The sequence below is a fragment of the Thiothrix nivea DSM 5205 genome (genome assembly GCF_000260135.1).
Classification (GTDB): domain Bacteria; phylum Pseudomonadota; class Gammaproteobacteria; order Thiotrichales; family Thiotrichaceae; genus Thiothrix; species Thiothrix nivea.
Genome location: NZ_JH651384.1, coordinates 4,343,390 through 4,359,467, shown reverse-complemented (window position 1 = coordinate 4,359,467; position 16,078 = coordinate 4,343,390). Strand labels below are relative to the sequence as shown.

The window sequence follows — 16,078 nt, the reverse complement described above, 5'->3', positions numbered from 1 at the left end:
TCAAAGAATAAAAATAAACGTGGTGCTCTTACGCCGCAGCACGTAGTGTTTCCAGCGCCTTGCCGCTATCCAGCGTAGCGCGAACCGCATCGGCGGCTTCCCTAATGGAACCGAAGCGCCCCAGATGCGCCAAACAAATCGAGGCAGAGTATACCAAACTGTCGTACATCAAACCTTTTTCGCCATCCAGCGCCGCCATGCCCAACTCAGCTGCTTTGGTGGCCAGTGCACCGCTGTCTACCGTCGTGGCGATTTCATCGCCAATCACGGGCGCGGCAGGCAAGCCTTCCGGCAATGGCACTGCGCGTACTTCTGCCTGGATGCCCAAGTCCGCAGGTGTCAGGTCGCGTTGCTGTTCTTCACCTTGTTCATAGTAGTAGAACAACTTGCCCGCCTGTTGCAGGGAAGGGATGATACCACCTTCCACGCCGCGCACGAACATGGCGCTGTCAAAACCGGACTGGCGTGCCAGCGATGCATAAATCGCCGGGTATGCCTTGTGTACATAGCCACCCATGCAATGGGTTTTGCGCTTGCCACGGATCGGCCCCAACAGGGTTTCCACCGTGGTCAGCACCTGCCGCTTGATCATCCGCTGGCGGATGGGGATCAGGTCATGCAGACGCGGCGCAAACTGGCTTTGATCCAGATATGTCCAGCCAATGCGCTCCAGTTGCGCAACTGCTTCAGTAGGGGTGAGGTTGACATTCAGCCCTGCCGCCTTCAAAACCTTGTGGTGGGTAGCACCGTATTTTGGCCCCACCTGTTCCAGACCGTGCAATACCGCATGCACGCCCATACTCGCCAGCACTGCCGGTACGAACGTTGATGCCGGTACGCCGCGTGCATAACCATCATACGGGTCGGAAACGTCCAACACTTCGTCAACATTCGCTGTATTGATGACGGAAGCATCAATCAGGGCTTGCAGCGTGCCACGGTTTTCCTCATCCGTCTCGCGTTTCATGCGCAGGGCAATGAAGTAAACCGCTACCTGCACTGGGTCAGCCTCGCCACTTAAAATGTGGCGCATGGCGTGATAGGCATCCTCGTAACTCAGATCCTTGCTGTATTCAGGACCCGTCGCCACTTTCTGGATGCATTGGCGCATGTGCAGTTTCAAATTGAGGTCGGTATTAATATCGGTCATCGTGGCATTTTCCATGTCGCGGAAGTTTAAAAAGGGCACCCCTGATACTGAATATCCCTATAGGGGTAACACTGACATCCGGGCGGGCTATTTCGGCAGCCGAGCCAGAATGCGCTAAGATTGAGGCCGATTTTACGTACAAGGAGATTCCCGTGTCACAATCCGATGTTGAGTCTATGGATTTCGCCAGCGGCATGGCCGCGTTTGAAGCCAAGCATTTTTCCCGCGCCATGCAGCTGCTTTCCCCGTTTGCCGAGCAAGGCGACAAGGTTGCGCAACACCTGTGCGCCATCATGTGCCAAAACGGCCTCGGTGTTGTCCGCAACGACACCAAAGCTTTCAGCCTGATGCAGGCATCTGCTGAACAAGGTTACGGTCTTGCGCAACACGGCCTCGGCTTTATGTATCTGGAAGGCGAATGCGTGGAAAAAAATGGTGAGGAAGCCGCCAAATGGTTCCGTGCTGCTGGTGAGCAGGGCCTGCAAGGTTCCCTGACCACGCTGGCGATGATGTACCAGCAAGGTAACGGGGTTCCGCAAGACGAGGCAGAAGCCAAACGCCTGTACAAACTGGCTGGCTTTGACGAGTTGGGATAAGGCTATGCGTCAAGGTGGAAACAAGCTGCACATTGTCGTCAATGATGCGCCCATTCTGGAGTTTGACCGGGCCAAGCCTATTCCCGGTCATCAGCGCCGTTATCTGGAAGACATGGATGCCCGCATGGATCAGGGCATTCAGGTTGATGAGGAATTTTTTCCGCATCCCGACCCAATAGCCCGCTGCCGGTTCGTTGCCAACTCCCTCATCAATGCATTGTTTGCTGAAAACTATTCCCTGTCGATGGCGCTTTGCACCTGGTTGGCTGACCGGATTCCGGAATTGAAAATGGTCAAGGCGATCAATGATGCCAACGGTGAAACAGGCATTGAATTAATTTTTGACCGCGACTATGAGCGAGCCAAAACTGAACAGGGGATTAAATTCCATAAGCCCGAAAAATCAACAAAATAATATCTATTAATAAAATTTATTAGTTAAGTATTGATTCAGGGCAAACCTGTAAGATACACGCCAAGGATGAAGGCACTTACCACCAATAACAACAAGCCTGTTAAGAGAAGGAACTGTTATGAGAAGCCGTCAGCCTAACCGTCCAAACGGCTGGCTGACTCAATGAAGTTAACCATCTGCGAGAGTTTTCAAGGGGTTGAGGCTCTCAGGGTGAGCAGACCCTAAACAGATGAGAATCATAACAATAAACTTTTGCCGGGCGACAATAATAACAAGAAAGCCCGGCTTCCCTCTTTTTCATAATATCTACTAATTACAATAATAAAGCAAGCCAGCTGCCATATTCCACCTATTTCAAGGCGCTAAAGACAGCCAGCCATACTATCAGGCCGCCTGCACAGCAATTTGCTTGGAAGTATGGGTAATGCGGTTTCTGGAATCAAAATAAACCAGTTGGGGTTTATGCAGACTGGCTTCCACTTCACTGAACCTGGCATACGTGCAGATGATAAGCAGATCACCTGCATCAGCCTTGTGGGCGGCAGCACCATTAATGGAAATAATGCCGCTACCTGCCTCGGCACGGATGGCATAAGTCGAGAAACGTTCACCATTAGTAACGTTATAGATATGTAATTGTTCATACTCGCGGATATTGCCAACACGCATCAGATTATCATCAATCGCACAAGAGCCTTCATAGTCCAACTCAGCGTGAGTGACAGTAACACGGTGCAGTTTGGATTTAAGAAGCGTCAGCTCCATGGCGGTTCCTCCGTAACAATATCGCGCTGAAGTATTTTGCAGGGCAATACTATTATGATGTTTCTGTTAAATTTTTCAATCCTGAAGCGGAATATTGTCGATCAGGCGGGCTTTACCTAACCAGGCGGAACCCAACACGACCAATACCCTGTCATTTTTCCCCGGTGGCTGCAAATCAATCACCCGGCGAATTTCCACATAGTCGGGACGAAACCCCTTTGATTCCAGCGACTTCATGGCTTCTGCCTGTAGGGAGGGGTAATCCTGCCTGCCTTTGTGCAGCGCGTCAACTACTTCCCGCAGAATCCGGTTGAATTCCGGCGCAAGGTGGCGTTCCTCCGCCGTCAGGTAGCCATTGCGGGAACTCATCGCCAAACCATCAGGCTCACGCACGGTCGGTAAACCCTCGATACGGATGTCCATATCGAGGTCGCGTACCATTTGCCGGATCAGCATCAGTTGCTGGAAATCCTTTTCGCCAAATACTGCCACATCCGGCTGCACCAAGTTGAACAGTTTACAGACAACCGTGGAGACACCGGTAAAATGACCGGGACGGGATGCGCCTTCCAGTAGTTGGCTGATACCCGGCACTTCGACCTTGGTCGCCAAGCCACCCAGCGGGTACATGAGCGCAGGCGTGGGCGTGAAGACCACATCCGCCCCCTCCGCCTGTAGCAACGCGCAATCCTGTTCCAGCGTGCGGGGGTAGGCAGCCAGATCTTCCTTACGGTCAAACTGGGTTGGGTTGACAAAAATGGAAACCACCACTTTACTGCCCAGCGCCTGCGCCCGTTTTACCAGCGCCAGATGCCCTGCGTGCAGGTTGCCCATGGTGGGGACAAAGGCGATGCTTTCCCCTGTCCTGCGCCATGCCTTGAGTTGCGTGCGCAGGGCTTCAATCTGTTCGATGATGATCATGTCTGGATATCAGCAGTAGTTGCAAAAATGCTGTGGCGATTATATTACCCCGGCACAATCTATGCCATGCGTAACAGCTACGATAATCTTGGCGTCCTGCGTCGCGATTGTCTGAAACGCAACTTTCCATATAACCCATAACAGCATGAATCTCAATCTATTTACTTTTGGCATACTATTTGCCCGTAGTACGTTCAGAACCAACAGCACACTAACCTGACATACAAGGATATACGCATGAAAGTATTGACCGGCATCAGCCTGATCGTGGCACTGGTTGCCAACACAACCAGCGTGTGGGCTAACGATGTGCATGTCGCCGTCGCCGCCAATTTCACCAAGCCGATGGAAAGCATTGCCGCCGATTTCGAGAAAGCGACTGGTAACAAGATCATCGCCTCCTTCGGTTCCAGCGGCAAACTGTTGGAGCAAATCAAGCATGGCGCACCTTTCGAGGTATTTTTGTCCGCCGACCAGAACAAACCCCTCAAGGCGGAGGAAGAAAAACTGGACGTACCCGGTTCCCGCTTCACCTATTCCATCGGCAAGCTGGTGCTATGGTCAGCCAAAGAAGGCATGGTGGATGACAAGGGCGAAGTGCTGAAAACCGGCAGTTTCGCGCACATCGCCATCGCTAACCCCGACACTGCCCCCTATGGCAAGGCAGCAATGGAAACCATGACCAAGCTGGGTATGTTGGAAACGCTACAACCGAAAATCGTGCAGGGTGACAGCATCGCCCAGACCAAGGAATTCATCAGCAGCGGCAACGCCGAACTGGGCTTCGTCGCCCTCTCGCAAGTCATCAAGGATGGCAAAATCGGTACAGGCTCCGGCTGGCTGGTTACCGACGACCTGTACACGCCGATGAATCAGGATGCCATCCTGCTCAAGACCGGCGAAAACAATGCCGCCGCCCAAGCACTGATGGATTACCTCAAATCTGATGCCGCCAAAGCCGTGATCGAATCCTTCGGCTATGCCCTGCCGGAAACCGCCGCGCCCGAGGCCGAAGCCACCGGACAAGCCGATGCCAAGTAGCGCTGACCTCGGCGCAGTCTTGCTGACACTGAAACTGGCCGGGCTGACCACGCTGATCCTGCTGCTGGTCGGCACGCCCATCGCCTGGTGGCTGACGCACAGCCGCTGGCGCTGGAAAGGCATTATTGGCGCGGTAGTCGCCCTACCACTGGTGCTGCCACCGGCAGTACTGGGTTTCTACCTGTTGGTGCTGATGGGGCCAAACGGCCCGGTCGGCCAGTTCACCAAGGCAATCGGCCTGGGGACGCTGCCCTTCACCTTCGGCGGGCTGGTGGTAGCATCGGTGATCTATTCCCTGCCCTTCGTCGTGCAGCCTTTGCAGAACGCCTTCGAGGCCATTGGCACACGCCCGCTGGAGGTTGCCGCCACCTTGCGGGCGAGTTTTCTGGATACATTTTTCAGCGTGGTTGTGCCATTAGCGCGCCCCGGTTTTCTGACCGCAGCCATTCTGGGGTTTGCGCACACTATCGGTGAATTCGGCGTAGTGCTGATGGTGGGTGGCAATATCCCGGACAGGACTCGGGTCATTTCCATGCAAATCCTCAACCATGTGGAAGCGGGCGAATACGCGCAGGCGCACTGGCTCTCCGCCGGGATGCTGGCGTTTTCGTTTGTGGTACTGTTGGTGTTGTATACGCTAACGCCGAACCCGTGGAGGAAGCGCTGACATGATTGAGGCCAATATCCGCCTGCCTTTCAGCGGCTTTACGCTGGAAGCTGATTTGCAGCTACCGGGTAAGGGCGTGACCGCGCTGTTCGGCCATTCCGGTTCCGGCAAAACCACGCTGCTGCGCTGCATTGCCGGGTTGGAGCGCGCCCCACAGGGTTTCCTGCGGGTCAAGGGCAAACTATGGCAAGACAGCAAGCAGGATTTTTTCCTGCCCACCCACAAACGCCCGCTGGGCTACGTGTTTCAGGAAGCCAGCCTGTTCCCGCACTTGAGCGTGCGCAAAAACCTGGAGTATGGCCGCAAACGCGCCGGTTTCGTGCGTAACCCCAACGGGCTGGAACAGGCGGTGGAACTGCTGGGCATCGGCCATTTGCTGGAACGGATGCCGGAACGCCTGTCCGGCGGCGAACGCCAGCGGGTCGCCATCGCCCGCGCCCTGGCGGTTTGCCCGCAAGTGCTGCTGATGGATGAACCACTGGCAGCGCTCGACCTGCAACGCAAACAGGAAATCCTCCCCTTCCTCGCCCGCTTGCAGAACGAGGTTGGCATCCCCATCCTGTACGTCACGCATTCCCCGCAGGAAGTCACCCAGCTTGCCGACCATCTGGTGGTAATGGAAGCCGGTCAGGTGAAAGCCTCCGGGCCAATTGCCGAAACCCTCACCCGGCTGGATTCACCCATGGCGCAGGGCAAGCAGGCATCCAGCATCCTGCAAGCGCAGGTATGCGGGCATGAACCGGAATTCCATCTTACCCTGGCGCAATTTGCGGGCGGAACCTTGAGTTTGCCTTACCAGCAGGCAGCCTCGGTGGGTACGGCCATCCGCCTGAGGGTGTATGCCCGCGATGTCAGCCTGACCCTGCAACAACCGGCACAAACCAGCATCCTCAACGTGCTGCCTGCCATGGTGACCGGCATGGCACATGACCGTGAAGGCCGCACCATGGTGAGGCTGAACCTGGGTGGTGCGCCGTTGCTGGCGCACATTACCCGCAAATCGGCCAGCGTATTGGGGCTGGAAAAAGGGGTGCGGGTATTTGCGCAGATCAAGGCGACTGCCATCCTGTAGGGTCGCCATCTTATTGATCTGTCGAGTGAAATATCGCATAGGGTTTCAACAATGAATACCGTGTTGGCAAAAGATGGTGTAAGGGCGGATAATGATTTGCCCTTACGGAAATCACTTTAACGCTGCCATTACTGCACTGCCCATTTGTGCTGTACTGACTTTCTCACAGCCTGATACGTAAATGTCGGCAGTACGTAGTTTCTGCCGCAACACTGCCTCGACAGCAGCTTCAATACGCGCTGCCAATTCCGGCAATTGCAGGCTATAACGTAACATCATCGCTGCCGACAGAATGGTTGCCAGCGGATTGGCAATACCCTGCCCTGCAATATCGGGAGCCGAGCCATGGCTAGGCTCATACATACCCACTGCACTGGCATTCAGCGAGGCTGACGGCAGCATCCCGATGGAACCGGTCAGCATCGCCGCCTCATCCGACAGGATGTCGCCAAACATGTTACTGGTGACGATCACATCAAACTGCTTGGGAGCACGAATGAGTTGCATCGCGGCATTATCAATGTACATGTGTGAAAGCTCGACTTCCGGAAACGCCTGCCCTACCCTGCAAACAACCTCACGCCACAGCTCAGAGACTTCCAGCACGTTGTACTTGTCCACGGAACACAGGCGTTTGTTACGCTTCATGGCGGTTGCAAACGCTACCCGCGCAATCCGCTCAATCTGTGATTCCGAGTAAGTCGCCGTGTTGTAGCCTTGCCGTTCACCGTTTTCCAGGACACGGATGCCGCGCGGCTGGCCGAAGTAAATACCGTGGTTCAGCTCACGCACGATCATCAGATCCAGCCCGGCAACCACCTCGTTTTTCAGGGTGGAAGCATCCGCCAGTTCATCATACAAGATGGCCGGGCGCAGGTTGGCGAACAAACCCAGATCGGTACGAATCGTCAGCAAACCTTTTTCCGGACGAAATTCGCGCGGCAGAGTATCGTACTGCGGCCCACCGACAGCCCCCAACAGAATGGCATCACTCTCGCTGGCCAGCTTGCGGGTTTCTTCCGGATAAGGATGGCCGGCGGCATCGTAACCCGCGCCACCCAGATGGGCATACTCGTATTCCGCTTGCAGGCTGCCTTCGGCACGGAAGACATCCAGCACCTTGACCGCCTCGGCGATGATTTCAGGGCCGATACCATCACCGGGCAGGATAAGGATTTTATGGGTCATGGATTATTCCTTGGTGGCGTTACGTGCATTGATGGCGGCCTTGCTGACGCCACCAATCGCCCAGTGTTCAGCAGGCACTTCGTTGATTACCACCCGTACCTGCTCCGGCTTCACACACAGGGTTTCCACGGCAACGGCGGTCACTTTCTCGAAGAAAGCCTCCTTTTGTTCCTGACTACGACCAGCAATAATGGTCGCCTGAATCAATGGCATGGGAAACCTCCTTACACAATGCTCATACTGACGCTACCCAAGTCCTGATAGCGGACACAGACACTATCGCCTGCTTTCACGGCAATGGCTGCGGTAATGCCGCCAGTCATGATGAACGTACCCGCCGGGATTTCTTCGCCACGTTCCGCCAGCATGTTGGCAAGCATGGCGACACTGGCTGCCGGGTGACTCAGCACCGCAGCGCCCGCGCCTGTGGCAACAACTTCACCGTTGATTTCCATGACCACGCCCAGCGTTTTCATGTCGACTTCATCGGCACGTTTAACATTGCCGCCAGTGACGAAACGGGCGGAAGAGGCGTTATCCGCCACCACGCTTTTGAGGTCGAATTTGAAATCACGGTAACGCGAGTCAATCACTTCCACCGCAGGTAACACCGACTCAGTAGCCGCCAATACATGCGCCACGGTACAACCGGGGCCACGCAACGGCTTGTTGGTGATAATCGCAATTTCGGCTTCCACTTTGGGGTGGATTAGCTCATCAATCTTGACTGCGCCGCCATCCGGCACACTGAAATAGTCGGCAAGGAAGGCATACACCGGTACTTCCACGCCCATTTGTTTCATCTTGGCGTAGGAGGTCAGCCCCATTTTCAGGCCGATCACCTTGGAACCACGCGCTTCTTTACGACGACGGATTTCCCATTGGATGTCGTAAGCATCTTCCCAGTCCATGTCTGGGTAGTCGTCGGTGATTTTGGTCACATCGAAAGCTTGCAGTTCGGCGTTTTCCAGATGTTCCGCCAGTTCAGCAATTTTGGCTCTGCTCAGGGTGCTCATGCTCAACCTCCGCGTGTGCGCAGCATTTCCAGTGCCACGTCTTCGATCATGTCTTCCTGGCCACCGATGGCACCGCGCCGACCCAGTTCCAGCAGGATTTCACGCGCAGGCACACCGTGCTTTTCTTCCGCACGTTTGGCATGCAGCAGGAAGGAGGAATACACCCCGGCATAACCCAGCGTCAGTGCGTTACGGTTGATGCGTGGCAGGTTGTCATTACCCATGATCGGCACGGCCACATCCTCGGCAGCATTCATCAGCGCGGAAAGGTCAACACCGGTGTCCACACCGTACATTTCACACACCGCCGCGAACACTTCCAGCGGGGTATTGCCTGCACCGGCACCGAAACCTGCCACGGAACCGTCAATCCGGTTAGCACCTGCTTCTACTGCCGCCAGCGAGTTGGCCACACCCATTGCGAGGTTGTGATGCCCGTGGAAACCGATTTCGATCTCTTGCGGGAAGTAACCACGCAGGATACCGATTTTTTCCTTCACGTCTTCCGGCAGCATGTGCCCGGCGGAGTCGGTCATGTACAGGCAGTTCGCGCCGTAACTGTGCATCAGTTTGGCCTGTTCCAGAATCTTTTCCGGGCTGACCATGTGGCTCATCATCAGGAAGCCGACGGTATCAAAGCCCTGTTTGGCCGCATATTTGATGTGCTGTTCAGAAACGTCCGCTTCCGTGCAGTGGGTGGCAACACGCACGGTTTTAACACCGAGATCCTCGACCATTTTCAGGTCTTCGATGGTGCCGATACCGGGCAGCATCAGGATGGAAACCTGGGCGTTTTGCAGGTGTGGAATCACCGCTTCCAGGTATTCCTTGTCGGTGTGCAGGCCGAAACCGTAGTTGACGGAAGAACCTGCCAGACCGTCACCGTGGGTGACTTCGATCAGGGAAATTTTTGCCTTGTCGAGTGCCTGTGACAGATCCTGCATGTTTTCCAGCGTGAACTGGTGGCGGATGGAGTGCATCCCGTCGCGCAACGACATGTCGTGCAGGCGGATTTTTTTACCTTTCAGATTCATTTCCAACACTCCTCTTAGGCTTTCAGCATTTGTTCGGCGAACATTTCGGCGGTACGGGCAGCGGCAGCAGTCATGATGTCGAGATTGCCTGCATATTCCGGCAGGTAATCGCCCCGCCCGCGCACTTCAGCAAACACGCTGACACGATGGCCGTCGAATACCGGGCCTTCCTTCACACGGTAACCGGGCACGTACTTCTGCACTTCAGCTTCCATCGCCTTGACGGATTCAATAATCGCGTCACGCTGCGGCTCTTCTTCAGTAATGCAATGGATGGTGTCGCGCATGATCAAAGGGGGTTCCGCCGGGTTGAGGATGATGATGGCCTTGCCTTTTTTCGCACCACCGACTTTTTCTACCGCATGGGAAGTGGTTTCGGTGAATTCATCGATATTCTTGCGGGTGCCGGGGCCAGCGGATTTGGAAGCAACCGTTGCCACGATTTCACCGTAACGCACCGGTTGTACACGGCTGACGGCGTAAACCATCGGGATGGTGGCCTGACCGCCGCATGTCACCATGTTGACGTTTTCTTCGCCCTTGTTCAGGTGATCCTGAAGATTGACCGGGGGTACGCAGAACGGGCCGATGGCTGCCGGGGTCAGGTCGATGACCTTTACGCCTTTTTCGGTCAGCTTGCGGGAGGTTTCCGCGTGGGCGTAAGCCGAAGTTGCGTCGAAGGCAATCTTGATGTTGTCGGCTTCAACGTGGGGAATCAGGCCATCCACACCTTCATGGGTGGTTTTCAGACCCATCTTTTGGGCGCGCGCCAGACCTTCGGATTCGGGGTCGATACCGACCATCCATACCGGTTCCAGCACTTCACTGCGCAGCAGCTTGTATAACAGGTCGGTGCCGATATTGCCGGGACCGATCAATGCACATTTGATTTTTTCCATGGTTTCTCTCTCTCCAGTCTCAGCTGAAACGCACCGCAGTGCGCCCAATCCCACCAATACTTACACTCATGTAATCGCCCGCTTTCACCGGCTGTAACGGCACCAGCGAACCGGACAGGATCACTTCGCCTGCCTTCAGAGGCACGCCAAACTTGCCCAACGTATTCGCCAGCCACACCACGCAACTGACCGGGGAGGAACCCAGCGCCGCAGCACCCGCGCCAGTGGAAACCACCTGCCCGTTGAGTTCCACCACCATACCAACGGTAGAAAGGTCGAGCTTGCGTGGGTCAGCCGCTTGCGAACCCAACAGGAAGTAACCGCAGGAAGCGTTGTCAGCGACGGTATCCTGAATCTTGATTTTCCAGTCCTTGACGCGGGAATCGACGATCTCGAAACACGGCACCACAAAATCAGTCGCGCGTAATACATCAGAAGCAGTCACACCGGGGCCGGTCAGGTCGTGTTTCAAGACGAAAGCAATCTCGCCCTCGGCACGCGGCTGGATCATTTTGGTGGTCAGGGAAAGCTCCTCGCTTTCATCCACCACCATTGCGTCTGTCAGGTAGCCGAAGTCGGGTTGGTGTACGCCAAGCATGTTCTGCACAGCCTTGCTGGTCACACCGATCTTTTTGCCGATGACTTTCTCACCGTCCAGTTCGATACGCTTTTGCAGCAAGCCGGAAGAAATGGCGTAAGCGTCCTCAATGGTCATTTCCGGGGAGCGCGAAGTCAGCGGCTCAAGCATTTTCTGATGGCGCAGGGCATGATAAAGCTCGTCTGCAAATGCCTGGATTTGTTCTGCTGGTAACATGTTTTCCCCTTACAGCTTGACGCAGATGTTTTTCAATTCGGTATAGAACTCCAGTGAGTGCACGCCGCCTTCACGACCGATACCGGAGTTTTTCATACCGCCGAACGGGGTGCGCAGGTCACGCAGGAACCAGGAGTTCACCCAGACAATACCGGCATCCAGTTGCGCGGCGACGCGATGGGCGCGGGAGGTGTTTTCCGTCCACACCGCAGCAGCCAGACCGTATTGGGTGTCGTTGGCCATTTCGATTACTTCGTCTTCGGAATCGAAAGGCTGTACGTGGCAGCAAGGGCCAAAAATCTCTTCTTTAACGATCGCGGCAGTTTCCGGCAGGCCAGTCCAGATGGTTGGCTGCACCCAGTTACCATCGGCCAATGCACCCGGCATGTCAGGGGTGCCACCGCCGGTAATGACGTTCGCACCCTCTTCTACCGCCTTGGTGTAATAGGACAGGACTTTTTCCTTGTGTTCCTTGCTGATCAGCGGCCCCATGCTGGTGCACTCATCATCCCATGCACCCAGTTGCATACCTTCGGCAGCGTCTTTCAGGCGGGCAAGGAATTCATCAAAGATCGGGCGTTCCACATACACACGTTCAGTGCCAAGGCAAACCTGACCGCAGTTGGCGAAGACGGAACGCATGGTGCCTTCGATGGCTTTATCCATGTCGCAGTCAGCAAACACCACTGCCGGGTTCTTGCCACCCAGTTCGAAGGAAACGTGGCGGATGTGATCCGCGCTGGCCTTGATAATGGCCGCGCCGGTACGGGTTTCGCCGGTGAAAGTAATGCCGTCGATGCCAGGGTGACTGGTCAGGAATGCGCCTGCGGAATCCGGGCCGAAACCGTGTACGACGTTGAATACGCCCGGTGGAATACCTGCGTCATTCATCACTTCACCCAACAAAGTGGCGGTGCGCGGGGTTTCTTCGGAAGGCTTGACGATAACGGTATTACCACACGCCAATGCCGGGCCGACTTTCCAGGTCATCAGCAGCAGTGGCAGGTTCCACGGGCTGACCACGGCAATCACGCCTTTGGGTTTGCGGACGGAATAGTTCAGTGCGCCTTTGCCATCCGGCGTATCCAGCATGAAGCTTTCGGTCGGCACACTCTTGTAAGCATCAGCGAAAACCTTGAAGTTGGCCGCACCGCGTGGAATGTCGATGTGTGATGCCAGCGATTTGGGTTTGCCGGTATCCATACATTCAGCTTCGAGGAATTCGTCGAAGCGGGCGTTGATGCCATCCGCCACCTTGTGCAGCAGTGCCATGCGCTCAGCCAGCGGCATTTTCCCCCACGGGCCTTTCAATGCTGCCCGTGCTGCGGCAACTGCCTGATCGACTTCGGGTTGCCCACCTTCGTGCACCACACCGATTTGCTGGTTGGTGGCCGGATTGATGTTGGCGAAGGTTTTGCCGGACACAGAGCCGACAAATTCGCCGTTGATGAAATGCTTGATCTCCTGCATTGCCGGAATACCTCTCCTGTACCAGTGAATGGATCAAGCATACTGTAACTTTGTCGATAATTAAAGATATTATCGATATTTTTAGAAAGTGACGACAAAGGCAAAATCGTATGGAGTTAGGGCAAAAATACAGGAAATTGATATACTGCATCATTACTGACTTTAAATACTGATAAATCGACCATGAGTAACCCCCTGCAACCCGCCGAAGCCCCCAAAACCATGACGGATTACGTCTACACGCAACTGCGCGAAGACATCATTCAGGGCAAGCTGGCTCCGGATAGCAAGCTCAAGATCGAGCAGTTGCGCGGCATGTATGATGTGGGCGCAACACCGATCCGTGAGGCACTGAGCCGCCTGAGCGCCGACGGTTTCGTGCTGATGGAAGGGCAGCGTGGTTTCCGGGTGTCACCGATTTCCCCCGAAGACCTCGAAGATGTCACCGAGCTGCGTATCACGCTGGAGCTGAAAGCCTTGCGCAACAGCATCCTGCATGGCGGCGATGACTGGGAATCGCGGGTGGTTTCCACCTATTACCAGCTCAGCAAGGTGGAAGAACTCGACCTGTTTGAACACATCGACGCTTGGGAACAGCGCAACCACGACTTTCACTGGGCGCTGATTTCAGCTTGCACGTCCAAGTGGCTGCTACATTTTTACAATACCCTGTACGACCAGCATAAGCGTTACCGCAATATCTCGCTGGTCGCCAATCTGGGGCAACGCGACGTGCACGCCGAGCACAAGCGCATCTACGACGCGGCGCTGGCGCGCGATGCGGATACGGCTTGCCGCGAGACAGAGGAGCATATCCGCGTGACGGCGGAGATTACGCGGCAGGTGTTGGTGGAGGAGATGGGGAAACAGTCCGCGTGAAAGTCTACCTCGACAATTGCATGTTTAACCGTCCCTTTGATGACCAGGGGCAAATCCGCATTAAACTGGAAGCGGAAGCAAAGCTGTATATTCAGCAGCAAATTCGGGAAGGCCATCTGCAACTGGTATGGTCTTACATGCTGGAATTTGAAAATGCCCAAAATCCCTTCACGGATCGCCGTCATGCTATTTTGCAGTGGCGCGATCTGGCCAATCTTGATGTAGAAGAAAGCCCCCAATTGCTGGAAACAGCCAAAATGATGCTCGCCAAAGGAATTCGGGTTAAAGACGCCTTGCATGTCGCCTGCGCGATCTCCGCAGGCGCGGACTACTTTCTGAGCACGGATGACAAGCTTTTGAAAAAGTTGCAAACTGTCAATGGTATTACTTGTCTCAACCCGTTAGATTTCGTCAAGGAGCCGTCATGACAGCTATTACTGATACAGAAATTCGTCTACGGGGAATTGAAGCACTGATCTCCGCATTAGGCGAAGTACAGGCAGAGCGGTTTATCAGCCTGATTTTGCGTGAGCCTTTTGACTATACCCAATGGCAAAGCAAGCTTTGGGATGATATGGATATTGAGACGTTAAGCCGTCATGCCATGCAATATCGGAAAGCGCGTTAAAATTTCGCAAAATAGAGGTTAGGTGATTTACCTCAAAGACATTACCCAAAAACAGGGCGAATCAGAATGTCCCATTTTGGTAAAGCAGCATTTCTTTCCAGCCTCGCCTCAACAGCCTCCATAGCTTTTTTGCTGAGGGTCACGCCCTTCTCATAAACCTTGTGGCTGAATTCGACCATGGGGTTGATGCCTTTCCAGGTCATGGTTTTTGCCCATTCCAGCAGGGTTTCGGCATCCTTGAGCTGGGTGCCGTTCCAGTGTTGTTCCAGAATCCCCCAGCAGCGTTCAATCGGGTTGTACTTGCTGTGGTAAGGCGGGTAGTACAGCAGGTGGACTGTCTTACCGGTATGGTTGGCGAATTCCACCATGCGCTTGAGGAATTGCGTCCTGATCCCGCTGCTTTCCGGGCCATTGTCCGCTTTGATCTGGATGCACTGGCAGGCGTCCTTGTCAGCAGAAGGCATCTGTTCCCATACCCGGCACAGGGAATCCACGATGAAGTCACTGGTTTTGCTGGAACTGCCGAAGGTCAGGTAAACCTGCCCACTGTCCTCATCCAGTACGCCAAAAGGGATGTATTTCTCTTTGCAGCCCATCTCATGGTCAGCGGCTTTATTGTCACCCCGTGTTTTCCCGCCCCGTGAGTAGTCACCGATGTTGACGGTCGCCTTGCAGTCCATGCTCAGGCGTTTGACCGCCCCATCGGCAAACTGCCCATCGTTGGCCTGGATATTGGCGAAGATGGCGTCGGTTTCTGGAATTTTTTTTGCGGCTTGGCTTTCTCCACCTTGCGCAGGCGGTAGCCATTCCGGTTGAGTATCCGCGCCATGGTGCTGGGGGCGGGCACTTGTCCACCGCTGAAACCCATGGCCTGTAACTGCCGGATGGCTTCCGCCGCCGTCAGGCGGGTGTAGGCGATGCTGCTGCGGAATGTCGGGTCTTGCTGGCTATGTGCTTCCGCCAGCGCCAGCAAGGCGGCTGCCGCTTCCGGCTGGGTTTCCTCCCAGCGCTTCTGGCCACAATACGCCGCCTGCGCACCCACGCAAACCATGCCGCTGCGCTGTTCCTCCAAACCCAACTGCACCCCCTCCCGACCCCAGCCAAAACACCTTTCAGTCTGGCGGGCGTTGCCTGCACAATATTTCCGGCTCATGTCCGCCTGGAACGCACGGCGGGTGCTGCCAGACATTTTCGAGGCCGCCAGTTTCAGGTCGGCTATCTGGGATTCGCTCAGGATCAGCTTGTCTGTTTGGGATTCGGGGGGCATGGGGATAGGGACTCCGCTTGTCGATAAGACAAGTGTAGCCATTGCGGGGGAATCTTTCAGGGAAATCCCCTTAGCCTCATTTTACCCACCTTTTTTCTTGGCAATTATTTGTTTCCGCTGGGCATTGAGTTTAGCTTGCACTTCCAAGTGATCTCCCCCATTTTACAATGTCCTGTACAATCAGCAGAATCACGCGTCGAGCACCATTTTATCTTCGATAGGGAGTGCCTGAGCTGGTGCAGAAACAATGGTCATA

18 protein-coding genes and 1 pseudogene are annotated in these 16,078 nt (G+C 55.0%); 8 read left to right on the top strand and 11 right to left on the bottom strand.

Annotated features, from left to right (window positions below; translation table 11 throughout):
• Positions 1-28: 28 nt before the first annotated feature.
• Positions 29-1,150, bottom strand: coding sequence for an anthranilate phosphoribosyltransferase (locus tag THINI_RS21680; RefSeq protein ID WP_002710636.1), 1,122 nt, complete (start codon positions 1,148-1,150; stop codon positions 29-31).
• 152 nt (positions 1,151-1,302) lie between these two features.
• Here THINI_RS21680 and THINI_RS21675 point away from each other — a divergent pair, with 152 nt between their 5' ends.
• Both THINI_RS21675 and THINI_RS21670 read left to right on the top strand, forming a co-directional pair.
• Positions 1,303-1,746: a tetratricopeptide repeat protein gene (locus THINI_RS21675; RefSeq protein WP_002710635.1), complete on the top strand. Its 444-nt coding sequence runs from the start codon at positions 1,303-1,305 to the stop codon at positions 1,744-1,746.
• A 4-nt stretch (positions 1,747-1,750) separates the two neighbouring features.
• Complete coding sequence (locus THINI_RS21670; protein ID WP_002710634.1) at positions 1,751-2,161, top strand: hypothetical protein; 411 nt, start codon at positions 1,751-1,753, stop codon at positions 2,159-2,161.
• A 384-nt stretch (positions 2,162-2,545) separates the two neighbouring features.
• Here the strand turns inward: THINI_RS21670 and panD are convergent, their stop codons facing one another.
• A complete protein-coding gene (panD, locus tag THINI_RS21665) occupies positions 2,546-2,926 on the bottom strand; it encodes an aspartate 1-decarboxylase (RefSeq protein ID WP_002710633.1) in 381 nt (126 codons plus the stop codon).
• A 75-nt stretch (positions 2,927-3,001) separates the two neighbouring features.
• On the bottom strand, positions 3,002-3,847 hold the full coding sequence (gene panC / locus THINI_RS21660; RefSeq protein WP_002710632.1) for a pantoate--beta-alanine ligase: 846 nt from the start codon (positions 3,845-3,847) through the stop codon (positions 3,002-3,004).
• Between the two features lie 237 nt (positions 3,848-4,084).
• Between panC and modA the strand changes: the two genes are divergently transcribed.
• The 3 genes from modA to modC are packed head-to-tail and all read left to right on the top strand — an operon-like array spanning position 4,085 to position 6,627.
• Positions 4,085-4,888: a molybdate ABC transporter substrate-binding protein gene (gene modA / locus THINI_RS21655; RefSeq protein WP_002710631.1), complete on the top strand. Its 804-nt coding sequence runs from the start codon at positions 4,085-4,087 to the stop codon at positions 4,886-4,888.
• Positions 4,878-5,555: a molybdate ABC transporter permease subunit gene (gene modB, locus THINI_RS21650; RefSeq protein ID WP_002710630.1), complete on the top strand. Its 678-nt coding sequence runs from the start codon at positions 4,878-4,880 to the stop codon at positions 5,553-5,555. The genes modA and modB overlap by 11 nt, the downstream gene beginning before the upstream one ends.
• A 1-nt stretch (position 5,556) precedes the next feature.
• Complete coding sequence (gene modC, locus THINI_RS21645) at positions 5,557-6,627, top strand: molybdenum ABC transporter ATP-binding protein (RefSeq protein ID WP_002710629.1); 1,071 nt, start codon at positions 5,557-5,559, stop codon at positions 6,625-6,627.
• 111 nt (positions 6,628-6,738) lie between these two features.
• Here the strand turns inward: modC and leuB are convergent, their stop codons facing one another.
• From leuB to THINI_RS21610, 7 genes are read right to left on the bottom strand one after another with little or no spacing between them, the layout of a single operon-like run.
• Positions 6,739-7,815, bottom strand: a complete 1,077-nt coding sequence (gene leuB / locus THINI_RS21640; RefSeq protein WP_002710628.1) for a 3-isopropylmalate dehydrogenase — start codon at positions 7,813-7,815, stop codon at positions 6,739-6,741.
• Positions 7,816-7,818: 3 nt separating this feature from the next.
• A complete protein-coding gene (locus THINI_RS21635) occupies positions 7,819-8,028 on the bottom strand; it encodes a tautomerase family protein (RefSeq protein ID WP_002710627.1) in 210 nt (69 codons plus the stop codon).
• An 11-nt stretch (positions 8,029-8,039) separates the two neighbouring features.
• The gene (gene dmpH, locus THINI_RS21630; RefSeq protein WP_002710626.1) at positions 8,040-8,831 is read right to left on the bottom strand and encodes a 2-oxo-3-hexenedioate decarboxylase; all 792 of its coding nucleotides are present in this window, start codon (positions 8,829-8,831) and stop codon (positions 8,040-8,042) included.
• Between the two features lie 2 nt (positions 8,832-8,833).
• Positions 8,834-9,865 (bottom strand): 4-hydroxy-2-oxovalerate aldolase, encoded by a 1,032-nt coding sequence (gene dmpG / locus THINI_RS21625; RefSeq protein ID WP_002710625.1) that lies wholly within the window; start codon positions 9,863-9,865, stop codon positions 8,834-8,836.
• A 14-nt stretch (positions 9,866-9,879) separates the two neighbouring features.
• A complete protein-coding gene (locus THINI_RS21620) occupies positions 9,880-10,764 on the bottom strand; it encodes an acetaldehyde dehydrogenase (acetylating) (protein ID WP_002710624.1) in 885 nt (294 codons plus the stop codon).
• A gap of 19 nt (positions 10,765-10,783) precedes the next feature.
• Positions 10,784-11,578 carry a 2-oxopent-4-enoate hydratase gene (dmpE, locus tag THINI_RS21615; RefSeq protein ID WP_002710623.1) on the bottom strand — a complete coding sequence of 265 codons (795 nt, stop codon included), beginning with the start codon at positions 11,576-11,578 and terminating at the stop codon, positions 10,784-10,786.
• Positions 11,579-11,587: 9 nt separating this feature from the next.
• On the bottom strand, positions 11,588-13,048 hold the full coding sequence (locus THINI_RS21610) for a 2-hydroxymuconic semialdehyde dehydrogenase (protein WP_002710622.1): 1,461 nt from the start codon (positions 13,046-13,048) through the stop codon (positions 11,588-11,590).
• 183 nt (positions 13,049-13,231) lie between these two features.
• Here THINI_RS21610 and THINI_RS21605 point away from each other — a divergent pair, with 183 nt between their 5' ends.
• From THINI_RS21605 to THINI_RS21595, 3 genes are read left to right on the top strand one after another with little or no spacing between them, the layout of a single operon-like run.
• Positions 13,232-13,927: a GntR family transcriptional regulator gene (locus THINI_RS21605; protein ID WP_002710621.1), complete on the top strand. Its 696-nt coding sequence runs from the start codon at positions 13,232-13,234 to the stop codon at positions 13,925-13,927.
• Positions 13,924-14,355 carry a type II toxin-antitoxin system VapC family toxin gene (locus tag THINI_RS21600; RefSeq protein ID WP_002710620.1) on the top strand — a complete coding sequence of 144 codons (432 nt, stop codon included), beginning with the start codon at positions 13,924-13,926 and terminating at the stop codon, positions 14,353-14,355. Before THINI_RS21605 ends, THINI_RS21600 begins: the two co-directional genes overlap by 4 nt.
• Complete coding sequence (locus tag THINI_RS21595; RefSeq protein ID WP_002710619.1) at positions 14,352-14,555, top strand: hypothetical protein; 204 nt, start codon at positions 14,352-14,354, stop codon at positions 14,553-14,555. The genes THINI_RS21600 and THINI_RS21595 overlap by 4 nt, the downstream gene beginning before the upstream one ends.
• Before the next feature lie 41 nt (positions 14,556-14,596).
• Here THINI_RS21595 and THINI_RS23860 read toward each other — a convergent pair.
• Positions 14,597-15,606: pseudogene (locus THINI_RS23860) on the bottom strand (ISAzo13 family transposase).
• Positions 15,607-16,078 lie beyond the last annotated feature (472 nt).

Bases quoted from the DNA above. Each gene is read 5' to 3' on its own strand.
- THINI_RS21680 (WP_002710636.1), bottom strand. From the start codon at position 1,150: ATGACCGATATTAATACCGACCTCAATTTGAAACTGCACATGCGCCAA.
- panC (WP_002710632.1), bottom strand. From the start codon at position 3,847: ATGATCATCATCGAACAGATTGAAGCCCTGCGCACGCAACTCAAGGCA.
- dmpE (WP_002710623.1), bottom strand. From the start codon at position 11,578: ATGTTACCAGCAGAACAAATCCAGGCATTTGCAGACGAGCTTTATCAT.
- THINI_RS21595 (WP_002710619.1), top strand. From the start codon at position 14,352: ATGACAGCTATTACTGATACAGAAATTCGTCTACGGGGAATTGAAGCA.
- THINI_RS21670 (WP_002710634.1), top strand. From the start codon at position 1,751: ATGCGTCAAGGTGGAAACAAGCTGCACATTGTCGTCAATGATGCGCCC.
- THINI_RS21605 (WP_002710621.1), top strand. From the start codon at position 13,232: ATGAGTAACCCCCTGCAACCCGCCGAAGCCCCCAAAACCATGACGGAT.
- THINI_RS21620 (WP_002710624.1), bottom strand. From the start codon at position 10,764: ATGGAAAAAATCAAATGTGCATTGATCGGTCCCGGCAATATCGGCACC.
- THINI_RS21610 (WP_002710622.1), bottom strand. From the start codon at position 13,048: ATGCAGGAGATCAAGCATTTCATCAACGGCGAATTTGTCGGCTCTGTG.
- THINI_RS21635 (WP_002710627.1), bottom strand. From the start codon at position 8,028: ATGCCATTGATTCAGGCGACCATTATTGCTGGTCGTAGTCAGGAACAA.
- dmpG (WP_002710625.1), bottom strand. From the start codon at position 9,865: ATGAATCTGAAAGGTAAAAAAATCCGCCTGCACGACATGTCGTTGCGC.
- panD (WP_002710633.1), bottom strand. From the start codon at position 2,926: ATGGAGCTGACGCTTCTTAAATCCAAACTGCACCGTGTTACTGTCACT.
- modA (WP_002710631.1), top strand. From the start codon at position 4,085: ATGAAAGTATTGACCGGCATCAGCCTGATCGTGGCACTGGTTGCCAAC.
- modB (WP_002710630.1), top strand. From the start codon at position 4,878: ATGCCAAGTAGCGCTGACCTCGGCGCAGTCTTGCTGACACTGAAACTG.
- modC (WP_002710629.1), top strand. From the start codon at position 5,557: ATGATTGAGGCCAATATCCGCCTGCCTTTCAGCGGCTTTACGCTGGAA.
- leuB (WP_002710628.1), bottom strand. From the start codon at position 7,815: ATGACCCATAAAATCCTTATCCTGCCCGGTGATGGTATCGGCCCTGAA.
- dmpH (WP_002710626.1), bottom strand. From the start codon at position 8,831: ATGAGCACCCTGAGCAGAGCCAAAATTGCTGAACTGGCGGAACATCTG.